Origin of the sequence: Pseudomonas salmasensis (assembly GCF_014268375.2) — a bacterium.
GTDB lineage: Bacteria > Pseudomonadota > Gammaproteobacteria > Pseudomonadales > Pseudomonadaceae > Aquipseudomonas > Aquipseudomonas salmasensis.
In genome coordinates this window covers 3,864,554-3,884,129 of record NZ_CP077083.1, presented here as the reverse complement: position 1 = coordinate 3,884,129, position 19,576 = coordinate 3,864,554, and the positions used below count along the sequence as shown (strand labels likewise).

The 19,576-nt window shown below is 60.8% G+C and carries 17 protein-coding genes; 11 read left to right on the top strand and 6 right to left on the bottom strand.

What is annotated here, in order from left to right; translation table 11 throughout:
* Positions 1-46: 46 nt before the first annotated feature.
* The gene (gene hslO, locus HU731_RS17430; protein ID WP_186606397.1) at positions 47-949 is read right to left on the bottom strand and encodes an Hsp33 family molecular chaperone HslO; all 903 of its coding nucleotides are present in this window, start codon (positions 947-949) and stop codon (positions 47-49) included.
* Between the two features lie 124 nt (positions 950-1,073).
* Here hslO and HU731_RS17425 point away from each other — a divergent pair, with 124 nt between their 5' ends.
* A complete protein-coding gene (locus HU731_RS17425) occupies positions 1,074-1,877 on the top strand; it encodes a phosphatase PAP2 family protein (RefSeq protein WP_186606396.1) in 804 nt (267 codons plus the stop codon).
* A gap of 40 nt (positions 1,878-1,917) precedes the next feature.
* On the opposite strand, the gene HU731_RS17420 is transcribed toward HU731_RS17425, so the two are convergent.
* Positions 1,918-2,325 carry an Hsp15 family ribosome-associated heat shock protein gene (locus HU731_RS17420; protein WP_186606395.1) on the bottom strand — a complete coding sequence of 136 codons (408 nt, stop codon included), beginning with the start codon at positions 2,323-2,325 and terminating at the stop codon, positions 1,918-1,920.
* A 116-nt stretch (positions 2,326-2,441) separates the two neighbouring features.
* On the opposite strand from HU731_RS17420, the gene rimA reads away from it, so the two are divergent.
* From rimA to rimK, 3 genes are read left to right on the top strand one after another with little or no spacing between them, the layout of a single operon-like run.
* The gene (rimA, locus tag HU731_RS17415; protein WP_186606394.1) at positions 2,442-3,221 is read left to right on the top strand and encodes a S6 modification regulatory phosphodiesterase RimA; all 780 of its coding nucleotides are present in this window, start codon (positions 2,442-2,444) and stop codon (positions 3,219-3,221) included.
* Positions 3,222-3,234: 13 nt separating this feature from the next.
* The gene (rimB, locus tag HU731_RS17410; protein WP_496198645.1) at positions 3,235-3,717 is read left to right on the top strand and encodes a retropepsin-like aspartic endopeptidase RimB; all 483 of its coding nucleotides are present in this window, start codon (positions 3,235-3,237) and stop codon (positions 3,715-3,717) included.
* Positions 3,714-4,619, top strand: coding sequence for a 30S ribosomal protein S6--L-glutamate ligase (rimK, locus tag HU731_RS17405; RefSeq protein WP_003187674.1), 906 nt, complete (start codon positions 3,714-3,716; stop codon positions 4,617-4,619). Before rimB ends, rimK begins: the two co-directional genes overlap by 4 nt.
* A gap of 622 nt (positions 4,620-5,241) precedes the next feature.
* On the opposite strand, the gene HU731_RS17400 is transcribed toward rimK, so the two are convergent.
* Both HU731_RS17400 and ompR read right to left on the bottom strand, forming a co-directional pair.
* Positions 5,242-6,555 (bottom strand): ATP-binding protein, encoded by a 1,314-nt coding sequence (locus HU731_RS17400; protein WP_003187671.1) that lies wholly within the window; start codon positions 6,553-6,555, stop codon positions 5,242-5,244.
* Between the two features lie 117 nt (positions 6,556-6,672).
* On the bottom strand, positions 6,673-7,413 hold the full coding sequence (ompR, locus tag HU731_RS17395) for an osmolarity response regulator transcription factor OmpR (RefSeq protein ID WP_003187669.1): 741 nt from the start codon (positions 7,411-7,413) through the stop codon (positions 6,673-6,675).
* 355 nt (positions 7,414-7,768) lie between these two features.
* Between ompR and HU731_RS17390 the strand changes: the two genes are divergently transcribed.
* From HU731_RS17390 to tauD, 7 genes are all read left to right on the top strand, one after another.
* Positions 7,769-10,093, top strand: coding sequence for a Tex family protein (locus tag HU731_RS17390; RefSeq protein ID WP_014716472.1), 2,325 nt, complete (start codon positions 7,769-7,771; stop codon positions 10,091-10,093).
* Positions 10,093-10,476 (top strand): PaaI family thioesterase, encoded by a 384-nt coding sequence (locus HU731_RS17385; RefSeq protein ID WP_014716471.1) that lies wholly within the window; start codon positions 10,093-10,095, stop codon positions 10,474-10,476. Before HU731_RS17390 ends, HU731_RS17385 begins: the two co-directional genes overlap by 1 nt.
* A 214-nt stretch (positions 10,477-10,690) precedes the next feature.
* Complete coding sequence (gshA, locus tag HU731_RS17380) at positions 10,691-12,274, top strand: glutamate--cysteine ligase (protein WP_186606393.1); 1,584 nt, start codon at positions 10,691-10,693, stop codon at positions 12,272-12,274.
* Between the two features lie 202 nt (positions 12,275-12,476).
* A complete protein-coding gene (tauA, locus tag HU731_RS17375) occupies positions 12,477-13,454 on the top strand; it encodes a taurine ABC transporter substrate-binding protein (protein ID WP_186606392.1) in 978 nt (325 codons plus the stop codon).
* 17 nt (positions 13,455-13,471) lie between these two features.
* Positions 13,472-14,251, top strand: a complete 780-nt coding sequence (gene tauB / locus HU731_RS17370; RefSeq protein WP_186606391.1) for a taurine ABC transporter ATP-binding subunit — start codon at positions 13,472-13,474, stop codon at positions 14,249-14,251.
* Complete coding sequence (tauC, locus tag HU731_RS17365; RefSeq protein ID WP_032894126.1) at positions 14,248-15,084, top strand: taurine ABC transporter permease TauC; 837 nt, start codon at positions 14,248-14,250, stop codon at positions 15,082-15,084. The genes tauB and tauC overlap by 4 nt, the downstream gene beginning before the upstream one ends.
* A gap of 14 nt (positions 15,085-15,098) precedes the next feature.
* The gene (tauD, locus tag HU731_RS17360; protein WP_186606390.1) at positions 15,099-15,935 is read left to right on the top strand and encodes a taurine dioxygenase; all 837 of its coding nucleotides are present in this window, start codon (positions 15,099-15,101) and stop codon (positions 15,933-15,935) included.
* A 174-nt stretch (positions 15,936-16,109) separates the two neighbouring features.
* On the opposite strand, the gene mgrA is transcribed toward tauD, so the two are convergent.
* Together mgrA and betT are read right to left on the bottom strand one after the other, a co-directional pair.
* Positions 16,110-17,147, bottom strand: a complete 1,038-nt coding sequence (gene mgrA, locus HU731_RS17355; protein ID WP_186606389.1) for an L-glyceraldehyde 3-phosphate reductase — start codon at positions 17,145-17,147, stop codon at positions 16,110-16,112.
* A 127-nt stretch (positions 17,148-17,274) separates the two neighbouring features.
* On the bottom strand, positions 17,275-19,236 hold the full coding sequence (betT, locus tag HU731_RS17350) for a choline transporter BetT (RefSeq protein WP_186606530.1): 1,962 nt from the start codon (positions 19,234-19,236) through the stop codon (positions 17,275-17,277).
* Positions 19,237-19,576: the final 340 nt, after the last annotated feature.

The window sequence follows — 19,576 nt, the reverse complement described above, 5'->3', positions numbered from 1 at the left end:
CCTCTAATCCGGCGTTTGTCAGGTGATTTACCTGTGCTTAAACGTTTTAGTGGCGGGTGTCGGAAGGGGTGTCGCTGCCTGCGCCGGCGAACAATTGCGCTACATCAGCCGCATCGAACAGGTAGCGCTGGTTGCAGAACTGGCAGTCGATCTCGATATGGCCGCCATGTTCCACCACCAGGTTTTGCGCATCTTCCAGGCCCAGGCTGACCAGCGCGTTGCCGGAACGCTCGCGCGAGCAACTGCAATTGAAGCGCAGGCCCTGTTCGTCAAACAGGCGCACGGCCTCTTCGTGGTACAGGCGATGCAGGATGGTTTCGTTGTCCAGGCCCAGCAGTTCTTCGGCCTTCAAGGTGTCGGCCAGAGCGATGATATGCCGCCAGCTTTCGGCACGGTCATCCTCATCCTTGATGCGATCGGCCGGCAGTTGTTGCACCAGCAAACCACGGGCGCGCTTGCCGTCGGCGTTAAGCCAGAACTTGGTGCCCACTTGCTGGGACATGACGAAGTAGTTGGTGAAGCATTCCGACAGGGTCTCGCCGTCGAGGTCGACAATACCCTGGTAGCGCTGGCCTTCGGTCGGGTCGACAGTCAGTGCCAGGACGCCGTTGGGCATCAGGTCGGCCAGGGTAGCGTCTGCAGCAATCTGCTCAGCGTCATAACGAGCCAGGCCACGGATCTCGCGCTCGCTGGAGCACTCGATCATCAACATGGGCACCGGCCCTTCGGAGCGTGCCTGCAGAATCAGCAAACCGTCGAACTTCATGGTGCCCACCAACAGCGCCGCGGCGGCCATCAACTCGCCGAGCAATTGCGCGACCGGCTCCGGATAGGCGTGTTTGGCAAGGACTTCGGCATAGCTGAGCTCCAACGAAACCATCTCGCCGCGGGCATCGCTCTCGTCGAAGATGAAGCGTTGGGTGAAGTCGGTATCCGGTAGATCAGTCATAGGTCTGGGTATCTGAAGTGATGACAAAATGATTACAAGGTTTATAAAATTAAACGCTTTAGCACCATCTTGGTGCGGGCTCTCCTGAATTCAAGGAGCGCAATAGAGCGATGAGGGACAGTTTATGAACAATCCGGGTTTGTTCCAAGCCAACTGGAACCTCCGGCGATGGGCTCTTTGCAATCTACTCGCTATCGGGCTGCTGTGTTTTTGGCTGTGGCCCACGGGCCAGATGCTCTGTGTAATTTTCGACGAGTGGCTGTTTCATCTGCTCAATGGCCCACTGGCCACTAACTCCACCTGGTTGCAGGTATGGGCCGTGGCCAGCCTGCGGCCGTTTGATGCAGTGGTCGGCGTGATTTTGCTGGCGCTGCTGATTCGCGGCGACTGGGTGTTCAAGGCCGTGCAGGTGCGCCAGGCGTTTTTTGGCTTTCTCGGCATTCTGCTGCTGTTGCTGTTTATCCGCATGCTGTTCTCCAAGCTCGCGGCGCACATGGGCTGGCAGCACAGTAGCCCGTCGATGGTCATCAGCGGCGCGATTCAAATGAGCGACTTTTTCCCAGGGCTGGAGAAAACCTGGGAGCTGAAGGACCGCTCGAGCCAGAGCTTCCCCGGCGACCATGCTTCGGTGCTGTTGATTTGGGCGATGTTCATGAGCGTGTTCGCCCGGCGCATCGGCCAGGTGCTGGTGATCTGGGGCCTGGCGTTGCTGTTCATGATGCCGCGGCTGGTAGCCGGCGCGCACTGGGGCCAGGACGATTACATCGGTGGCGTACTGCTGGCGCTGCTGGCGTTGGGGTGGGGGTATTACACGCCGTTTGCGGCGAAGGTGTCGGGCGCCTTGTTGCGCATGACGGCGCCGCTTTTCGGGCTACTGAGCAAGTTGCCGGTTATTGGGCGGTTGAGTGTCATGCGCACAACTGCGTAACTCCCACATTTTGTCGGGTTTGCATGGGCGACTCGCGCAATCAATCGTCATTGCCGCTGCCGCGAAACTTGAACAGGTCGCGGCGCTGCTTCTTGCTCGGCTTGCCATCGGTGGTCAAGCCTGAAGCGCCCGCCTTGCGCATGGCCGCAGCGTTCTCACGCTTGGCAATGCTGGCTTCGGTTTCCACATACAGCGCCTGCGCTTCAGGCGCGCCGCGGCGTACGATGGAAAGCGCCTGCACCACGATGGTTTTTTCATCAAACCCTGTACGAATCTGAAACTCGTCGCCGATACGTGGCTCTTTGCCCGGCTTGCAGCGCTCGCCGCGATGATGCACTTTCCCGCTTTCGATAGCGGCCTTGGCCAGGGCGCGGGTCTTATAGAACCGGGCTGCCCATAACCACTTGTCCAACCGGACCTTCTCTTGCTCTTCCTGCTTTTGAGCCACTTGAATTCCTCGCTCTGAAAAATGTCGCAACCTTAACGTTGAAACCCTTCGACGCATAAACCCCAAGGCTCACCTAAGATACGCCAGGTAGCACCCTGTTTTCGCGAGGATACGCTGTGACCGACTTTCCCCTTTCACTCACCTCGCCCAACCAGCGGTGCGTAGGTTGCCAGCAAAGCGAGCCGCTGGGGTTCGATTTTGCGTTCGCCTACCAGCCTATCGTAGACCTGCGTGACCATTCGATATTCGCCCACGAAGCCTTGGTGCGCGGTACCCAGGGAGAGGGCGCGCTGTCGGTGCTGGCTCAGGTCAACGAAACCAATCGCTACCGCTTCGACCAGCGCTGCCGGACCAAGGCCATCGCCGGTGCCGCTGCCCTGGGCATGCAGACTCACCTTTCGATCAACTTCATGCCCAATGCCGTATATCGCCCGGAGCTGTGTATCCGCAGCACACTGGAGGCCGCCCGGGCGCACAATTTTCCGCTGGACCGGCTGATTTTCGAGACCCTGGAAAGCGAGCACGTAGATAACTATCGCCATTTGACGAATATTCTGCGTGAATACCGCGAATTCGGCTTCAAGACCGCCATCGACGACTTCGGTGCGGGCTATTCGGGGCTGAACCTGCTGGCCGATTTCCAACCTGACTTGATCAAGCTCGACATGGCGCTGATTCGCGATGTCGACCAGGATCGTGTCCGTCAGGTGATCGTCCGGGGGATTGTCACAATCTGTGAGCAGTTGGGGGTTACTGTCATCGCCGAGGGCATCGAAAGTGCCGGCGAGCGCGACTTCCTGTCCGACTGCGGAATATTTCTGATGCAGGGTTTCTGGTTCGCCAAGCCTGCATTCAAAGCGTTGGCTGAGGTATCTCCTCAAGCCTGGGCAAATTGACCGGTTAACCCTATTGAAGACATTTGACCATTTGACCGTTGTAGGTCTGCGTGAGTGGGTGGCACTTCCCGACTTGGGAGTGGCGGGCCTGCGCGCGAAGATCGACACCGGCGCCAGCACCTCAAGCCTGCACGCTACCGATATCGAACCCTTTGAGCGCGGCGGTGAAAAGTGGGTGCGTTTTACCGCGCACCTGGGCAGCGTGGTGCAGTTGCGTCACCGGCGCTGTGAAGCGCCCCTGGTGACGATGAAAACCATCAAGAGCTCCAACGGCCATGCACAGGTGCGCTACGTGATCAGCACCACCCTGGCCTTGGGTGATCGGGTATGGCGGGTAGAGTTCACCCTCGCCTGTCGCAAAGCCATGCGTTACCGCCTGCTGCTGGGCTCCAAGGCGCTGATTGACGGCCAGTTGGTGGTCAATCCGGGCCTCAAGTACGTTCAAGACAAGCCGGTGTTCCCGGTCTCCACTATTTCTGCCCCAGGTGCTGCATGAAGATCGCTGTGCTGTCGCGAAACCCGCGTCTGTATTCCACCCGCCGCCTGGTCGAGGCCGGCACTGAACGTGGCCATGAAATGGTGGTGATCGACACGTTGCGTGCCTACATGAACATTGCCAGCCACAAGCCGCAGATCCACTACCGGGGCAAGCCCTTGGAAGGCTTTGATGCGGTGATCCCGCGTATCGGCGCTTCGGTGACGTTCTATGGCTGCGCGGTATTGCGCCAGTTTGAAATGATGGGCGTGTTTCCGCTGAATGAATCCGTGGCCATTGCGCGCTCGCGGGACAAGCTGCGTTCCCTGCAACTGCTGTCGCGCCGGGGTATTGGCCTACCGGTCACCGGTTTTGCCCACTCCCCGGATGATATTCCCGACCTGATCGAGATGGTCAACGGCGCACCGCTGGTGATCAAGGTGCTCGAAGGCACCCAGGGCATCGGCGTGGTGCTGTGTGAAACAGCAACGGCAGCGGAGTCGGTGATTGAGGCGTTCATGGGCCTCAAGCAGAACATCATGGTGCAGGAATACATCAAGGAAGCGGGCGGCGCGGACATTCGCTGCTTCGTGGTGGGCGACAAGGTGATTGCGGCCATGAAGCGCCAGGCCAAGCCCGGAGAGTTCCGCTCCAATCTTCACCGTGGCGGCAGCGCCAGCCTGATCAAGATCACCCCGGAAGAACGCATGACCGCGCTACGGGCGGCCAAGGTGATGGGGCTGAGCGTGGCGGGCGTGGACATCCTGCGTTCCAACCATGGCCCGTTGGTGATGGAAGTAAACTCATCGCCAGGCCTGGAAGGGATCGAAACCACCACCGGTAAGGATGTGGCGGGGATCATCATTCAGCATCTGGAGAAGAATGGCGGACCGAATATGACTCGGACCAAGGGCAAGGGCTGAATACCCACATCTACCACCCGCCACAAACCACTGTGGGAGCTGGCTTGCCTGCGATAGCGGCCTGCCAGCCGGCGGCTATCTACCTGGCGCCCCTCGGTCCCAATGTGGGAGCGGGCTTGCTCGCGAAGGCGGCCTGACAGGCGACACAGTTGGATTGTGTGTATATCCATTCCTGCGGTAACGGCCACTTAGGGTTCCGCCCTGACGGCGGCTCACTTTTGAAAAGCCGGAATGCCGGCCCAGACAAAAGTAAGCAAAACGCTCTTGCCCCACCACTCGGCACCTCGCTTAGGCTCGGTGTGCCCGTAATCCGCCAGTGATTTGGGGGGCCGCCGCCACGCGCCATCCATGGCGCGGGGCGGCTAAACCGGCATCCCTGCCGGTTTACCCCCCAAATCCCTGTCGAATTCCGGCCAGCGTGGTTTAACGGGGCGCCTAAGATCAAAAGCAGATCAAGATCAAGAGCGACTCGCTTCGCATCGTAGTTACCGTCGGCTGCTACAACGTACAAAATTGTGTAGATACCTATGCTGCGATAGCGGTAGCTCAGTCAACAACGATGTTGAATGTGCCGCCCTCTTCGCCGGCAAGCCAGCTCCCACATTTGCATTCAGATTGCTTGTTAGACAGCGTCCCTAGGCAACATCAACCCCAACGGCAGCCGCACCCGCGCTTCCAACCCGCCGCCTTCGCGGTTGCGCAACTCAACATTGCCGCCATGCATCGACGCAATCCGCCGCACAATCGCCAACCCCAACCCTGTGCCCTTGCCTCCTCGGGCTCGGTCGCCACGGGTGAAGGGGTTGAAGATACCTTCCAGTTCCGCCGGATCGATGCCTGTGCCACGGTCCATCACGCTCAGCACCACATAAGGCGCAGCGCTGTCACCAGACACGTATGCCGCCACTTCCACATCGGAGCCGGCATGGTGCAAGGCGTTGCCAATCAGGTTGTTCAGCAGGCGCTTCATCGACACCCGGCGTAAGGCGAATGGCTGGATCGGCTCCAGGCGCGTGCGCACCTGCTCACCGTTCTGGTTATAGGGCGCAACCACCTCACGCACGAGGTCGGTGAGGTCGACTTCCTCGACCACCTCATCCCGCCCATCACGGATGAACGCCAGGAACTGGTCCAGGATGGCGTCCATGTCCTCGATGTCGCGCACCATGTCATCGGTGAGGTCGGTATGGTCACCCATCAGCTCCAGGGACAACCGCAATCGCGTCAGCGGCGTGCGCAAGTCATGGGACACCCCCGCCAGCATCAACTCGCGCTCGCGTCCGGCCTGTTCGACGTCTTCCGCCATCTGGTTGAACGCGCCGTACACCTCGGTCATCTCACTGGGCGTGTCGCTGACCGGCAGGCGCACACTGCGCCCCTGGCCCAGTTGGCGAGCGGCAAACACCAGGCGCTTGAGGGGTTGGTTGAGCTGACGGACAAAAATCCACGCGGACGCCGTTGAGAGCAAACCAATAGCCAGGAACCAACCCAGCACGTTCCAGATTTTTTGCCCGCGCAGCGGGTGCGGATAAAGCGGAACCTTGATCCAAGCATCCCCCAGGCTGGGCGCGCGCACCCACAGCGCAGGCGAAACATGCATACGCAGCCGCACCTCGGTGTCGGCGCCCAATTCGGCCTGCATCTGGCGCTGGTAAATCTCGCTGTAGGGCCAATGTTGCTCGCCTTCAGGCACACCGGCGCCGTCAACCCGAGTCAGAGTCGATGCCTTGGCTACTTTTTCGCGGTTTTCAGGGTCTACCGCCCAATAACCACGCAACGTCAGGGCGACGCCATGGCTGTACTGCCGATCCACCAGCACGTCTTCGTTCATCAGCAGATAAACCAGCGTGAGTGCCTTGGAAAACAGAACGACAATAAGCACCAGCCAGAGGGTGCGGGAGAAGAAACTTTGCGGGAACCACAGCGGGGTTTTCATAGATGAAAGCTGCACACCTTGCAGGAACGAGCGGTGCTCGCAGAATTGCAGACGCCGGGCATCCCGTCGACCCTCATGGGGTCAAACGCCAGGATACCCGCCCCTGCAAATCATCGGTCACTTGGTTGCGGTGCCATCCGGCACAAACACATAACCCACACCCCATACCGTCTGGATATACCGCGGCTTGGACGGGTCCGGCTCGATCATCCGGCGCAGTCGGGAAATCTGTACGTCAATGGAGCGCTCCAGGGCGTCCCATTCCCGGCCACGGGCCAGGTTCATCAGCTTGTCACGGGTCAGCGGCTGGCGAGCGTTCATCACCAAGGCCTTGAGCACTGCGAATTCACCAGTGGTGAGCATGTGCACTTCTTCACCGCGCTTGAGCTCACGGGTGGCCAGCGACAGTTCGTAGTCGCCAAAGGTGACACTTTCGTCTTCGCTGCCCGGTGCGCCCGGTACCGCCGGTGCCTGGCGACGCAACACGGCCTTGACCCGCGCCATCAGTTCATCGGGGTTGAATGGTTTGGCCAGGTAGTCATCAGCGCCCAGCTCCAGGCCCTTGATGCGGCTCAGTTCATCGCCCTTGGCGGTGAGCATGATGATCGGGATCTGGTTGTTAGCACCGCGCAGGCGCTTGCACGCAGTGAGGCCGTCTTCGCCGGGCAGCATCAGGTCGAGTACGACCAGGTTGAAGACTTCACGCCCCAACAGGCGATCCATCTGCTCGGTGTTCGGCACCGCGCGGGCACGATAGCCCTTGGAGTTGAAAAAACGCTCCAGCAGGCTGCTCAGCCCCGGATCGTCATCAACGATGAGAATTTTTTCGCCTTCAGCAGTTTGTGCGGTGCTGCTCATTGGATGCTCCTCTTATCTCGGCGCGCATTATGGCGTAGCTGCCGTTATACGCACCGTGTGCATTGTTAGCAGATTTTTCATCTACTGCCAGCGAACCCGCGCCCTACAACCTGCGGCGCAGTAGCCCCCAAGGGCGGAACGCTGGTTATAATGCGGCGCCTGCGTGCAGGGCAACGTCAGATCGTTACCGTTTACTGCCGGGCTTTTTTTACCCGCTTGTCGTGAATTTTTCGATTTCGAGGGTCAATAGCCAGCCTCTTGACCCAGGCAGCGGCGCCAGTCGGGCCGCTCAACCAGCCTCGCCGGCCTTTTTCTACGGGCCGGTGCGCTGATTTTAAGAATTTCAGGTGGTTTTATGGACAGCATCAACAGCCGCATCGCCGAGGAACTCGGCGTACGCCCACAACAGGTCGAAGCGGCCGTCGCTCTACTGGATGAAGGCTCCACGGTGCCTTTCATCGCCCGTTACCGAAAAGAAGTGACCGGCAGCCTCGACGACACCCAACTGCGGCACCTGGAAGAGCGCCTGCGCTACCTGCGAGAACTCGACGAGCGGCGTATCAGCATCCTCGCCAGCATCGAGGAACAGGGCAAGTTGACCCCGCAACTGGAACGCGACATCAAGCTCGCCGACACCAAGACCCGCCTCGAAGACCTTTACCTACCGTACAAACAGAAACGTCGTACAAAGGGCCAGATCGCCCTGGAAGCCGGCCTGGGCGATTTGGCCGATGGCCTGTTCAACGACCCGTCGCTGACGCCAGAAACCGAAGCCGCGCGCTTTATCGATGCTGAAAAAGGCGTCGCCGACGTCAAGGCCGCCCTCGAAGGCGCCAAGTACATCCTGATGGAGCGCTTCGCCGAAAACGCCAGCCTCCTGGAAAAACTGCGTACCTACCTCAAGCAAGAGGCCATCCTCAGCGCCCGCGTCATCGCCGGCAAAGAGGAAGAAGGCGCCAAGTTCCGCGACTATTTCGAACACGACGAACCGCTCAAAAGCATGCCGTCCCACCGCGCCCTGGCGATTTTCCGCGGCCGCAACGAAGGCATTCTCAGTTCCGCGCTGAAAGTCGGTGACGAGCTGCCAGGCACCATGCACCCGTGCGAAGGCATGATCGGTCAACAATTCGGCATCCAGAACCAGAACCGCCCGGCAGACAAATGGCTTGGCGAAGTGGTGCGCTGGACCTGGAAGGTCAAGCTCTACACCCACCTGGAAACCGACCTGCTTGGCGAGCTGCGCGACGGCGCCGAAACCGAGGCGATCAACGTGTTCGCCCACAACCTGCACGACCTGCTGTTGGCCGCACCGGCCGGCCCGCGTGCCACCCTGGGCCTCGACCCGGGCCTGCGCACCGGTTGCAAGGTCGCGGTGGTCGATGCCACCGGCAAGCTGCTGGACCACGCCACGGTGTACCCACACGTTCCGCACAACAAGTGGGACCAGACCCTGGCGATCCTGGCCGCCCTGTGCGCCAAGCACGCGGTGGACCTGATCGCCATCGGCAACGGCACCGCCAGCCGCGAAACCGACAAGCTGGCCGCCGAGCTGATCAAAAAATACCCAGCCATGAAGATGACCAAGGTCATGGTCTCCGAAGCGGGCGCTTCGGTGTACTCGGCGTCGGAGCTGGCCTCCAAGGAATTCCCGGACCTCGACGTGTCGATCCGTGGCGCGGTGTCCATCGCCCGCCGCCTGCAAGATCCGCTCGCCGAACTGGTGAAGATCGACCCTAAATCCATCGGCGTCGGCCAGTACCAGCACGACGTGTCGCAGCTGAAACTGGCACGCGGCCTGGATGCGGTGGTGGAAGATTGCGTAAACGCCGTGGGCGTGGATGTGAATACCGCGTCCGTGGCCCTGCTGGCGCGGATCTCCGGCCTCAACGCCACACTGGCGCAGAACATCGTCAGCCATCGCGACGAAAACGGCGCGTTCAAAACCCGCGCCGCGCTGAAAAAGGTCGCACGCCTGGGTGAAAAAACCTTTGAACAGGCTGCCGGTTTCCTACGCGTAATGAACGGCGACAACCCGCTGGATGCGTCTGCGGTTCACCCGGAAGCCTACCCGTTGGTGCAACGCATTGCCGCCGAGACCGACCGCGATATCCGTTCGTTGATCGGCGATGCCGCGTTCCTCAAGCGCCTGGACCCGAAGAAGTACACCGACGAAACCTTCGGTGTACCCACCATCACCGACATCCTGCAAGAACTGGAGAAACCAGGTCGCGACCCGCGCCCCGAGTTCAAGACCGCCGAGTTCCAGGACGGCGTCGAAGACCTCAAGGACCTGCAACCGGGCATGATCCTCGAAGGCGTGGTAACCAACGTGACCAACTTCGGCGCATTCGTGGACATCGGCGTGCATCAGGACGGTTTGGTGCATATCTCCGCGCTTTCGGAGAAGTTCATCAAGGACCCTCGCGAAGCGGTGAAAGCCGGTGACGTGGTCAAGGTCAAGGTCATGGAAGTCGATATCCCGCGCAAACGCGTGGGCCTGTCGATGCGCATGAGCGACACCCCCGGCGAGAAGATCGACGGTGCCCGTGGCGCTCGCCCGGGTTCCGCGCCGCGCCAGTCGCAGAACAACGCGCCACGCAAGGAAACCGCGACTGCCGCGCCGAGCAACAACGCCATGGCGTCGCTGTTTGCCAACGCCAAACAGCTGAAGAAGCGCTGATGGAAATTCCGGCCGGTTTGACCCAGAGCGCGTTCAGCGAACTGATCGGCTGCCGCCTGCAACGCCTGGAAGAGGGCGTTGCCGAGGTGGCCCTGACCCTGGAGCCGCACCTGCGCAACCGCGCGGGCAAGCTCCATGGCGGGGCGATTTTCAGCCTGGTGGATATAACCATGGGCCTGGCCTGTTCCAGCGCCCACGGTTTCGATCAGCAGAGCGCCACCATCGAATGCAAGATCAACTATATCCGCGCCGTCGAAGACGGTGATGTGCTGTGCACCAGCCGAGTGATCCACACCGGTCGCCGCACCCTGGTGGTCGAGGCGGACGTGTACCAAGGCGAAAGACTTGTCGCAAAAGCACAGGGCACGTTCGCTGTCCTATAGCTCCCCACCCCCGATTTGAGTTAATTTCGGCGCTGCGATAACAGCGTCGGAATTTTCTCGCTGCGCTGTAGCCCAATTCATGGAGTGAAGTCGGCAGATTCAGAGCGGGTCAAATCGACTCAAAACCAGGCGATCACGCCAGTTTCAACTTCACCCTTGTAGACCGTCCTGCCCACCCCCATATTGGGGCGACTGACGCGTGAAGGAATCCAACTTGAGCGAACTTCTCAACCGCCGCCTGGCCCTGCTCGGCAAGCGCGAACACCTCTCCCTGCTAGAGCAATGCTTGCACGGCATCGAGCGCGAATGCCTGCGCGTCACCAACGAAGGTCGCCTGGCGCAAACGCCGCACCCCGAAGCCCTGGGCGCCGCGCTGACCAATGAACAGATCACCACCGACTACTCGGAATCGCTGCTGGAGTTCATCACCCCAGCCCTGCCGAACCCGGCCGATACCCTGAGCAGCCTGGACAAGATCCATCGCTTTGCCTACTCCAAGCTGGGCAGCGAATACCTGTGGAGCCCCTCGATGCCGTGCCCGTTGCCGGCCGAGGAAGATATTCCGATTGCCTACTACGGCACCTCCAATATCGGCCAGCTCAAGTACGTGTACCGCAAGGGCCTGGCCCTGCGTTACGGCAAGACCATGCAGTGCATCGCGGGCATCCACTACAACTTTTCCCTGCCGGAACAGTTGTGGCCATTGCTCAAGGAAACAGAAGGATTTGTCGGCACCGACCGCGACTATCAGTCCACGGCCTATATCGCGCTGATCCGTAATTTCCGTCGCTACAGCTGGCTGTTGATGTACCTGTTCGGTGCCTCGCCCGCCCTGGACGCCGGCTTCCTGCGCGGGCGCTCGCACCAGCTTGAAGTCCTCGACGCCGACACCCTGTACCTGCCCTACGCCACCAGCCTGCGCATGAGCGACCTGGGTTACCAGAGCAACGCCCAGGCCGGCCTGACGCCGTGCTACAACGATTTGGCCAGCTACACCGACAGCCTGCGCGAAGCGGTGGCAACGCCCTACGCGCCGTACGTTGAAGTTGGCACGCACAAGGATGGCGAGTGGGTGCAGCTCAATACCAACATCCTGCAGATCGAAAACGAGTACTACTCCAACATCCGCCCCAAGCGCGTGACCTACACCGGCGAGCGGCCGATCCAGGCGCTGATGGCCCGTGGCATTCAGTACATCGAAGTGCGCTGCCTGGACATCAACCCGTTCCTGCCGATGGGTATCGACCTGCCGGAATCACGTTTCCTCGACGCATTCCTGCTGTACTGCGCGCTGAACGACAGCCCACTGTTCGCCAACAACGAGTGCGGCAACGCCACCTCCAACTTCCTCAGCGTGGTCAAGGAAGGCCGCCGTCCGGGCCTGCAATTGCAGCGTGACGGCCAGCCGGTGGACATGAAGGAATGGGCCGCCGAGTTGCTGGAGAAGATTGCCCCGCTGGCCGCCCTGCTCGATCAGAGCCACGGCATCACCGAACACAGTGAGGCACTGGACGCCCAGTTGGCCAAGGTCCAGGACCCGTCCCTGACACCGTCGGCCCAGGTGTTGGCGGCCATGGCCGAGCGCAAGGAAAGCTTTGCGCAGTTCTCCCTGCACCAAAGCGAAGTGCATGCCGAATACTTTCGCAAGGAGCCTCTGGCGGCTGACGAACAAGCACGCTTTGAAGAACTGGCCCGCGCGTCGCTGGCGCAACAGGCGGAGCTTGAGCAGAACGAAGTGGGCGATTTCGATGTGTTTGTCGGCGCGTACCAGGCAAGCATCCTCGCCATCAGCAACTAACCTGTAGGAGCGAGCTTGCTCGCGAAAAACGTTAACGGTAACGCGTTCAGTCTGGATGAATGCGGGGGCCGTGAGTTTTTCGCGAGCAAGCTCGCTCCTACAAGTTTTAAGCTAATTCGAAAAAGTTATTTATTTTCGAATTCTTAGATCATTTAGTCTCCTCTCACGCCGACCCTCGGCCGCCTGATTGAGGAGCTTCCCCTTGAAACTGCTGACCCCTCTGCGCCTGTTGGCCGCATTGTCCCTGGCCGGTGCCAGCCTGTTTGCCCAGGCGGCGGATGTGACCATTGCGTACCAGACCACCGTGGACCCGGCCAAAGTCGCCCAAGCCGACGGCGCCTATGAAAAAGCCACCAACGCCAAGATCGACTGGCGCAAATTCGACAATGGCGCCGACATCATCGCCGCCATCGCGTCCGGCGACGTGCAGATCGGCTACCTCGGTTCCAGCCCGCTGACCGCCGCAATCACCCGCAAAGTCCCGGTGCAAACCTTCCTCGTCGCCACCCAGATCGGCGGCGCCGAAGCCCTGGTGGCGCGTAACGGTTCGGGGATCAACAGCCCTCAGGACCTGATCGGCAAAAAGATCGCCGTGCCCTTTGTTTCCACCGGCCACTACAGCCTGCTCGCCGCGCTGAAACACTGGAACATCGACCCGGCCAAAGTCACCGTCCTCAACCTCGCCCCGCCGGCCATCATCGCCGCCTGGAAGCGCGGTGATATCGACGCCACCTATGTCTGGGACCCCGCCCTGGGCGTGGCCAAGGAAACCGGCAAGGTGCTGATCACCTCCGGCGAACTGGCCAAGTTCGGTGCGCCGACGTTCGACGCCTGGATCGTGCGCAAGGATTTTGCCGAGAAGCACCCAGAGATCGTTACCGCTTTCGCCAAGGTCACTCTGGATGCCTACGCCGCCTACCGCAAAGACCCACAAGCCTGGCTCGCCGATTCCGGCAACGTCGACAAGCTGGTGAAACTCTCCGGCGCCAAGGCCAGCGATATCCCGTTGCTGCTGCAAGGCAACGTCTACCCGCTCGCTGCCGACCAGGTCACCCTGCTGGGCGCACCGACCACCAAGGCCGTCACCGACACCGCTGCGTTCCTCAAGGAACAGGGCAAGGTCGATGCCGTGCTGCCCGACTACGCCCCTTATGTCAGCGCCCAGTTCATTACCCACTGACCCAGGAGTTCACAGCGATGGCCTTGCTACAACTGGAGCGCATCAGCGCACAGTACCCAGGCGCCCCGGAACCGGTACTGTCCGATATTTCACTGGAACTTGGGCCCCAGCAATTGCTGGTTGCCCTGGGCCCGTCCGGCAGTGGCAAGACGTCGTTGTTGAACCTGATTGCCGGCTTCGTCGAACCGTCTGCCGGGCGTATCACCCTCGATGGCGTGCCGGTCAAAGGCCCCAGCGCCGAACGCGGCGTGGTGTTCCAGGACGACGCTCTGCTGCCCTGGCAGGACGTGTTGGCCAATGTGGCTTTCGGCCTGGAACTGGCCGGTGTGCCCAAGGCGCAGCGCGAAGCCCGCGCCCGTGAAATGCTCGCCCTGGTAGACCTGGCCGGTTTCGACAGCCGCCGCATCTGGCAACTCTCCGGCGGCCAGAAGCAACGCGTCGGCCTGGCGCGTGCGCTGGCGGCCGACCCGCGTGTACTGCTGATGGACGAACCCTTCGGCGCCCTGGACGCGTTCACCCGTGAACAGATGCAGGAGTTGCTGCTGCAAGTGTGGCGGCGCACGGCCAAGCCGGTGTTCCTGATTACCCACGACATCGAAGAGGCGGTGTTTCTAGCCACCGACCTGATCTTGCTCGCGCCCAACCCCGGCCAGATCGTTGAGCGGTTGCAGCTGGACTTCGGCCAACGGTATGCCGCCGGTGAGTCGGCCCGCGCCATCAAATCCGACCCACGCTTTATCGAAACCCGCGAACACGTGCTGGGCAAAGTGTTCTCCCAACGGCAGGTGTACGCATGAGCAGCTACGAACTTCCCGCCACGGCCACCGAGCCTGCGACACATGCCGTGATCCCGCTGCGCCGGCGCCTGAGCACGCGCTGGATCAGCCTGCTGACCCTGGTGGCCTTGCTCGCCCTCTGGTGGGCCGTCACCGCCACCGGTTTGATCGAGCCCCTGTTCCTGCCGCCACCGTCGGCCGTGCTGCAAAAAGGCTGGCTGTTGGCGACCACCGGTTATATGGATTCCACCTTGTGGCAGCACTTGGGCGCGAGCCTCAGCCGCATCGGCCTGGGCCTGGGCTTTGCGGTACTGACCGCCGTGCCGGTGGGGATCGCCATCGGTGCCAACCGTATCGCCCGTGGCATTCTCGATCCGCTGATCGAGTTCTACCGGCCGATTCCACCCCTGGCCTACCTGCCGCTGATCGTGATCTGGTGCGGCATTGGCGAGTTGTCCAAGGTGCTGCTGATCTACCTGGCGATCTTCGCGCCAATTGCCATCGCCACCGCCACTGGGGTGCGCACTGTCGACCCGGCCAAATTGCGCGCGGCGCAGTCATTGGGCGCCACCCGCGCGCAACTGATTCGCCATGTGATCCTGCCCAGCGCCCTGCCCGATATCCTCACCGGTGTGCGCATCGGCCTGGGCGTGGGCTGGTCGACCCTGGTGGCGGCCGAGTTGATTGCCGCCACCAGCGGCCTGGGGTTCATGGTGCAGTCGGCGGCGCAGTTTCTGGTCACTGATGTGGTGGTGCTGGGGATCCTGGTCATCGCCCTGATCGCCTTCGCCATGGAAATGGGCCTGCGCGCCCTGCAGCGTAAATTAGTGCCCTGGCATGGCCAGGCACACTGAGTGAAGAGCCCACAATGAGCAGCCTGACCGTTACCCCATTAAGCACCGCCCTGGGCGCCCAGATCAGTGGCGTCGATATCAGCCAGCCGCTGAACCCTGAACAGCGCAACGCGATTGAACAGGCGTTGCTCGACTATTCGGTGCTGTTCTTCCGTGACCAGCCGATCACGCCCCAGCAACAGGCTCGGTTCGCGGCAAACTTTGGCGACCTGCACATCCACCCGATCTACCCCAACGTGCCGGAACAGCCTGAAGTGCTGATCCTCGACACCGCCGTCACCGATGTGCGGGATAACGCGGTCTGGCATACCGACGTGACCTTCCTGCCCACGCCTGCCCTAGGCGCGGTGCTCAGCGCCAAGCTGCTGCCAGCCTTCGGCGGCGATACCTTGTGGGCCAGTGGGATTGCGGCGTATGAGGCATTGTCCGAGCCGTTGAAGGGCTTGCTCGATGGGCTCACCGCCACACATGACTTTACCAAGTCGTTCCCGCTGGAGCGCTTTGGCAACACCGCCGAGGACCTTGCGCGCTGGGAAGCAACCCGCAAGAAAAACCCGCCGCTATCGCACCCAGTCGTGCGCACGCATCCGGTGAGTGGGCGTAAATCGCTGTTCGTCAGCGACGGCTTCACCACACGAATCAATGAGCTGGAGCCGGGCGAAAGCGAGGCCATTCTCAAGCTGCTGTTCGCCCACGCCACCCGCCCGGAATTCACCATTCGCTGGCGCTGGCAGGAAAACGACGTGGCGTTCTGGGATAACCGCGTCACCCAGCATTACGCCGTGGATGACTACCGGCCGCAGCGGCGGGTGATGCACCGGGCGACGATTCTTGGGGATGTGCCGTTTTAGAATCCAGCAAAGATCAACTGTGGGCAAACCCTAATGCCAGTCAGTTAAGGCTTTTTTGTAGGAGCGAGCTTGCTCGCGAAAAACTCAAAGGCGCCGCGTTCATTCAGCAAGCACGCGTTATCGTTGACGTTTTTCGCGAGCAAGCTCGCTCCTACACTTACCGAGTTCGGCGGGTTATTCGGCGGTGGAAGGTTTTTCCCACAGGTTAATCCCGCCTTCCTGCGCAAACCGATCAATCTGCGCCAGCTCTTGCGCACTGAAGCTCAAGTTCTTCAACGCCCCGACGTTCTCGATGATCTGCTCCGGCCGGCTCGCGCCGATCAGCGCACTGGTCACCCGTGGATCACGCAATGTCCACGCCAGCGCCAACTGGGCCAGGCTCTGGCCACGGCGCTTGGCGATTTCATTCAGGCCGCGTACATGGGCGATGTTCGCCTCGGACAGGTGCTGGGCTTGCAACGAGCCACCCCCCGGACGGTTCACCCGCGCATCGGCTGGTACGCCGTTGAGGTATTTATCGGTCAACAAACCCTGGGCCAACGGCGTAAAAGCAATGACCCCGGCGCCGAGTTCTTCAGTGGTCTCCAGCAGGTCTTTTTCCACCCAACGGTTGAGCAGGTTATAGGCCGGCTGGTGGATCAACAGCGGCACTTTCCACTCTTTGAGCAGCGCCGCTATTTCGCGGGTTTTGACTCCGGAGTAAGACGAGATACCGATGTACAACGCCTTGCCTTGTTGCACCGCTGTGGCGAGGGCGCTGGCGGTCTCTTCCAGGGGCGTGTCGGGGTCGAAGCGGTGGGAGTAGAAGATATCCACATAGTCGACGCCCAGGCGTTGCAGGCTCTGGTCCAGGCTCGCCAATACGTATTTACGCGAACCGCCACCCTGGCCGTAAGGGCCGGGCCACATGTCCCAACCGGCTTTGCTGGAGATGATCAGTTCGTCGCGATAGTGCTTGAAGTCTTCGCGCAGCAACCGACCGAAATTGATCTCGGCGCTGCCGTAAGGCGGGCCGTAGTTGTTGGCCAGGTCGAAGTGGTTGATGCCCAGGTCGAACGCCGTGCGCAGCAACGCGCGCTGGGTGTCGATCGGGGTGCTGTCGCCAAAGTTGTGCCACAACCCCAGGGACAGGGCTGGCAGCACCAATCCACTGCGGCCTACGCGGCGATAAGGAATAGATTCATAGCGGTTTTCGGCAGCAATGTACGTCATCGAATCCTCTCTTGATCTAGGGCAAATAAGGCCCGGGAATAGGCATATTCCCAGGCCTTTTAAGCAGCTGAATCGCTTAAGTCTGCCTCTTCCTTTTACAGCAAAGACCTACTTGAGCGGAACGCTATCAGCGCACCATGTGCAGGAACTGCAGATGCCGCTCGTACTGGTCGAGGATGTCATTGATGATCTGCTCTTTGGTGTAGCCCACCAGGTCATAGTCCTGGCTGCCCTCACTCAAGTGCACTTCGGCCCGATAGTAGCGGCGGTTGTTGATCTCTTTCTTGCCGATGCCGCCCAGAGCAAACGACGGCGTGAAGTAGCCACGCATCTGCACCTGGTAGATGAACGGACGTTCTTCGCCATGGCCGATTTCGAGGCTGACGCTGTCGTTGGCAGGGTCGGGCTGGCTCACTACCGTAAGGCCCTTCTCGACAAACACTGCGGTCACTTCTTCAATCGCCGGGCGCACCGTGGTGTCGAGGAAACGGTACACCTCATCGCGGGATGGGAAATGCACCGCCTGGCTCAAGCGCTGGCGCCAGCCGCCTCGGCCTTTGCGCGAAGCGGAGATCGGCGCCAGGGAATGCAACTGCGCGATCTGCTTTTGCGACTCCAGGTAGAACGCCTTGTGCAGCCCCCACATCATCAGCAGCAGAATCAGCGAGAACGGCAGCGAGGTCAGTACCACCGCAGACTTGAGCGAGTCGATACTGCCGGCGAACAGCAAGGCACTGGTGACCAGGGCGGTCATCGCGCCCCAGAACACACGCAGCCACTTCGGCCCGTCTTCGTCAGCGTTGCCGCCTTTGGACGAGAGGGTGGAGAGCACCACAGTGCCGGAGTCCGCCGAGGTCACGAAGAACACAAAGCTGATGAACACCGTGACCGCGATCACGGTCTTGCTCCACGGGTAGGTTTCCAGCAGCAGGTAGAGGCTCATCGATGGGTCATCGATCGCCGACTGGCCCAGTGCGGCCATACCATGGTTGAGCACTTGGTCAATGGCGCTGTTACCGAAGATCGACATCCACGCCAGGGTGAAGCCCAGCGGAATCAGCAGCACGCCAAACACGAATTCGCGGATGGTGCGGCCACGGGAAATACGCGCGATAAACAGGCCCACGAACGGCGACCATGCGATCCACCAGGCCCAGTAGAACACCGTCCAACCACCCAGCCAGTCGCTCGGTTTGTTGTAGGCGTACACATCAAAACTCTTGGTGGGCAACGCCCCCAGATAGTCACCGATGTTCTGGATCAAAGTATTGAGCAGGTGCTGGGTAGGCCCGGCGAACAACACGAACAGCAGCAGCGCACAGGCCAGCAGCATGTTGATGTCGGACATCACCCGCACGCCCTTGTCGACGCCGGCCACGGCGACGATGATCGCCGCGCCCATCATCAGGGTGATCAGGCCCACCTGGATCCACTGGGTATGGGCAATGCCAAACAGGTAGTCCAGGCCAGAGTTGAGGTGCAGCACGCCAAAGCCCATGTCGGCGCCCAGGCCGAACACCGTGGCAATGATGCCGAAGCCATCCACGGCGTAACCGATAGGGCCATTGATGCGCTTGCCGATCAGCGGGTACAGCGCCGAGCGCAACGCCAGCGGCAGGTTATGCCGATAGGCGAAATACGCCAGAGCCATGCCGACAAACGCGAACACGCCCCAGCCATGCAGGCCCCAATGCAGGAACAGCACCTGCATGGCCTGGCGCGCCGCATCGGCGTTCATTGCTTCGCCCTGGGGCGGCTGCACCAAGTGCGTCAGCGGCTCCGAGACACAGAAGAAAAACAGCGTGATGCTGATCCCGGCGGCGAACAACATGCCGGCCCAGGACAGGTAACTGAATTCGGGCTCGTCGTGGTCGGCACCGAGTTTTATCTTGCCGTAGCCCGATAGCGCGGTGACCACCACGAAGACCAGATATAGGGTCATCGCCAGCATGTAGTACCAGCCGACCGTGTTGGCCGCCCAGTTTTGCGCCGCCAGCAGCCAGGCACCGGCCTGTTGCGGGATAGCGATGACCGTGATGCCAAACAGCAGGATGACGGTCGCGGCAAAGTAGAAAACGGGCGCATTCATGCGCACCAGGCCGCTGGATGAGGTAGACGATGCACTCATGAACGGTGCACCTCAAGGTTGCGGGATATGGCTGTAAAAAACGGACTCAGCAAAGGTAAGCCTCCTGTTGTGAGCGGGCAGCGAACCACCGGTTTAACTTGAACGAACGTTCAAGTTAAACATGAATAGGCGGTCTGGGACTAATCTCGGGGCTGAGTGGTAGGTGTTTCCTACACTAGCTCAGGGATTGGTATGACGCGTGGAGGAGACGAATCGTTCAGCAACCCGACGGTGAAATACATACGAAATGTGGGAGCTGGCTTGCCTGCGATAGCGCTGGGTCAGCCACCCAGCTGTTGAC

Coding starts and splice junctions, on each gene's coding strand:
- hslO (WP_186606397.1), bottom strand. CDS start 949: ATGACTGATCTACCGGATACCGACTTCACCCAACGCTTCATCTTCGAC.
- HU731_RS17425 (WP_186606396.1), top strand. CDS start 1,074: ATGAACAATCCGGGTTTGTTCCAAGCCAACTGGAACCTCCGGCGATGG.
- rimK (WP_003187674.1), top strand. CDS start 3,714: ATGAAGATCGCTGTGCTGTCGCGAAACCCGCGTCTGTATTCCACCCGC.
- HU731_RS17400 (WP_003187671.1), bottom strand. CDS start 6,555: ATGAAAACCCCGCTGTGGTTCCCGCAAAGTTTCTTCTCCCGCACCCTC.
- ompR (WP_003187669.1), bottom strand. CDS start 7,413: ATGAGCAGCACCGCACAAACTGCTGAAGGCGAAAAAATTCTCATCGTT.
- HU731_RS17390 (WP_014716472.1), top strand. CDS start 7,769: ATGGACAGCATCAACAGCCGCATCGCCGAGGAACTCGGCGTACGCCCA.
- HU731_RS17385 (WP_014716471.1), top strand. CDS start 10,093: ATGGAAATTCCGGCCGGTTTGACCCAGAGCGCGTTCAGCGAACTGATC.
- tauB (WP_186606391.1), top strand. CDS start 13,472: ATGGCCTTGCTACAACTGGAGCGCATCAGCGCACAGTACCCAGGCGCC.
- tauC (WP_032894126.1), top strand. CDS start 14,248: ATGAGCAGCTACGAACTTCCCGCCACGGCCACCGAGCCTGCGACACAT.
- tauD (WP_186606390.1), top strand. CDS start 15,099: ATGAGCAGCCTGACCGTTACCCCATTAAGCACCGCCCTGGGCGCCCAG.
- mgrA (WP_186606389.1), bottom strand. CDS start 17,147: ATGACGTACATTGCTGCCGAAAACCGCTATGAATCTATTCCTTATCGC.
- betT (WP_186606530.1), bottom strand. CDS start 19,236: ATGAATGCGCCCGTTTTCTACTTTGCCGCGACCGTCATCCTGCTGTTT.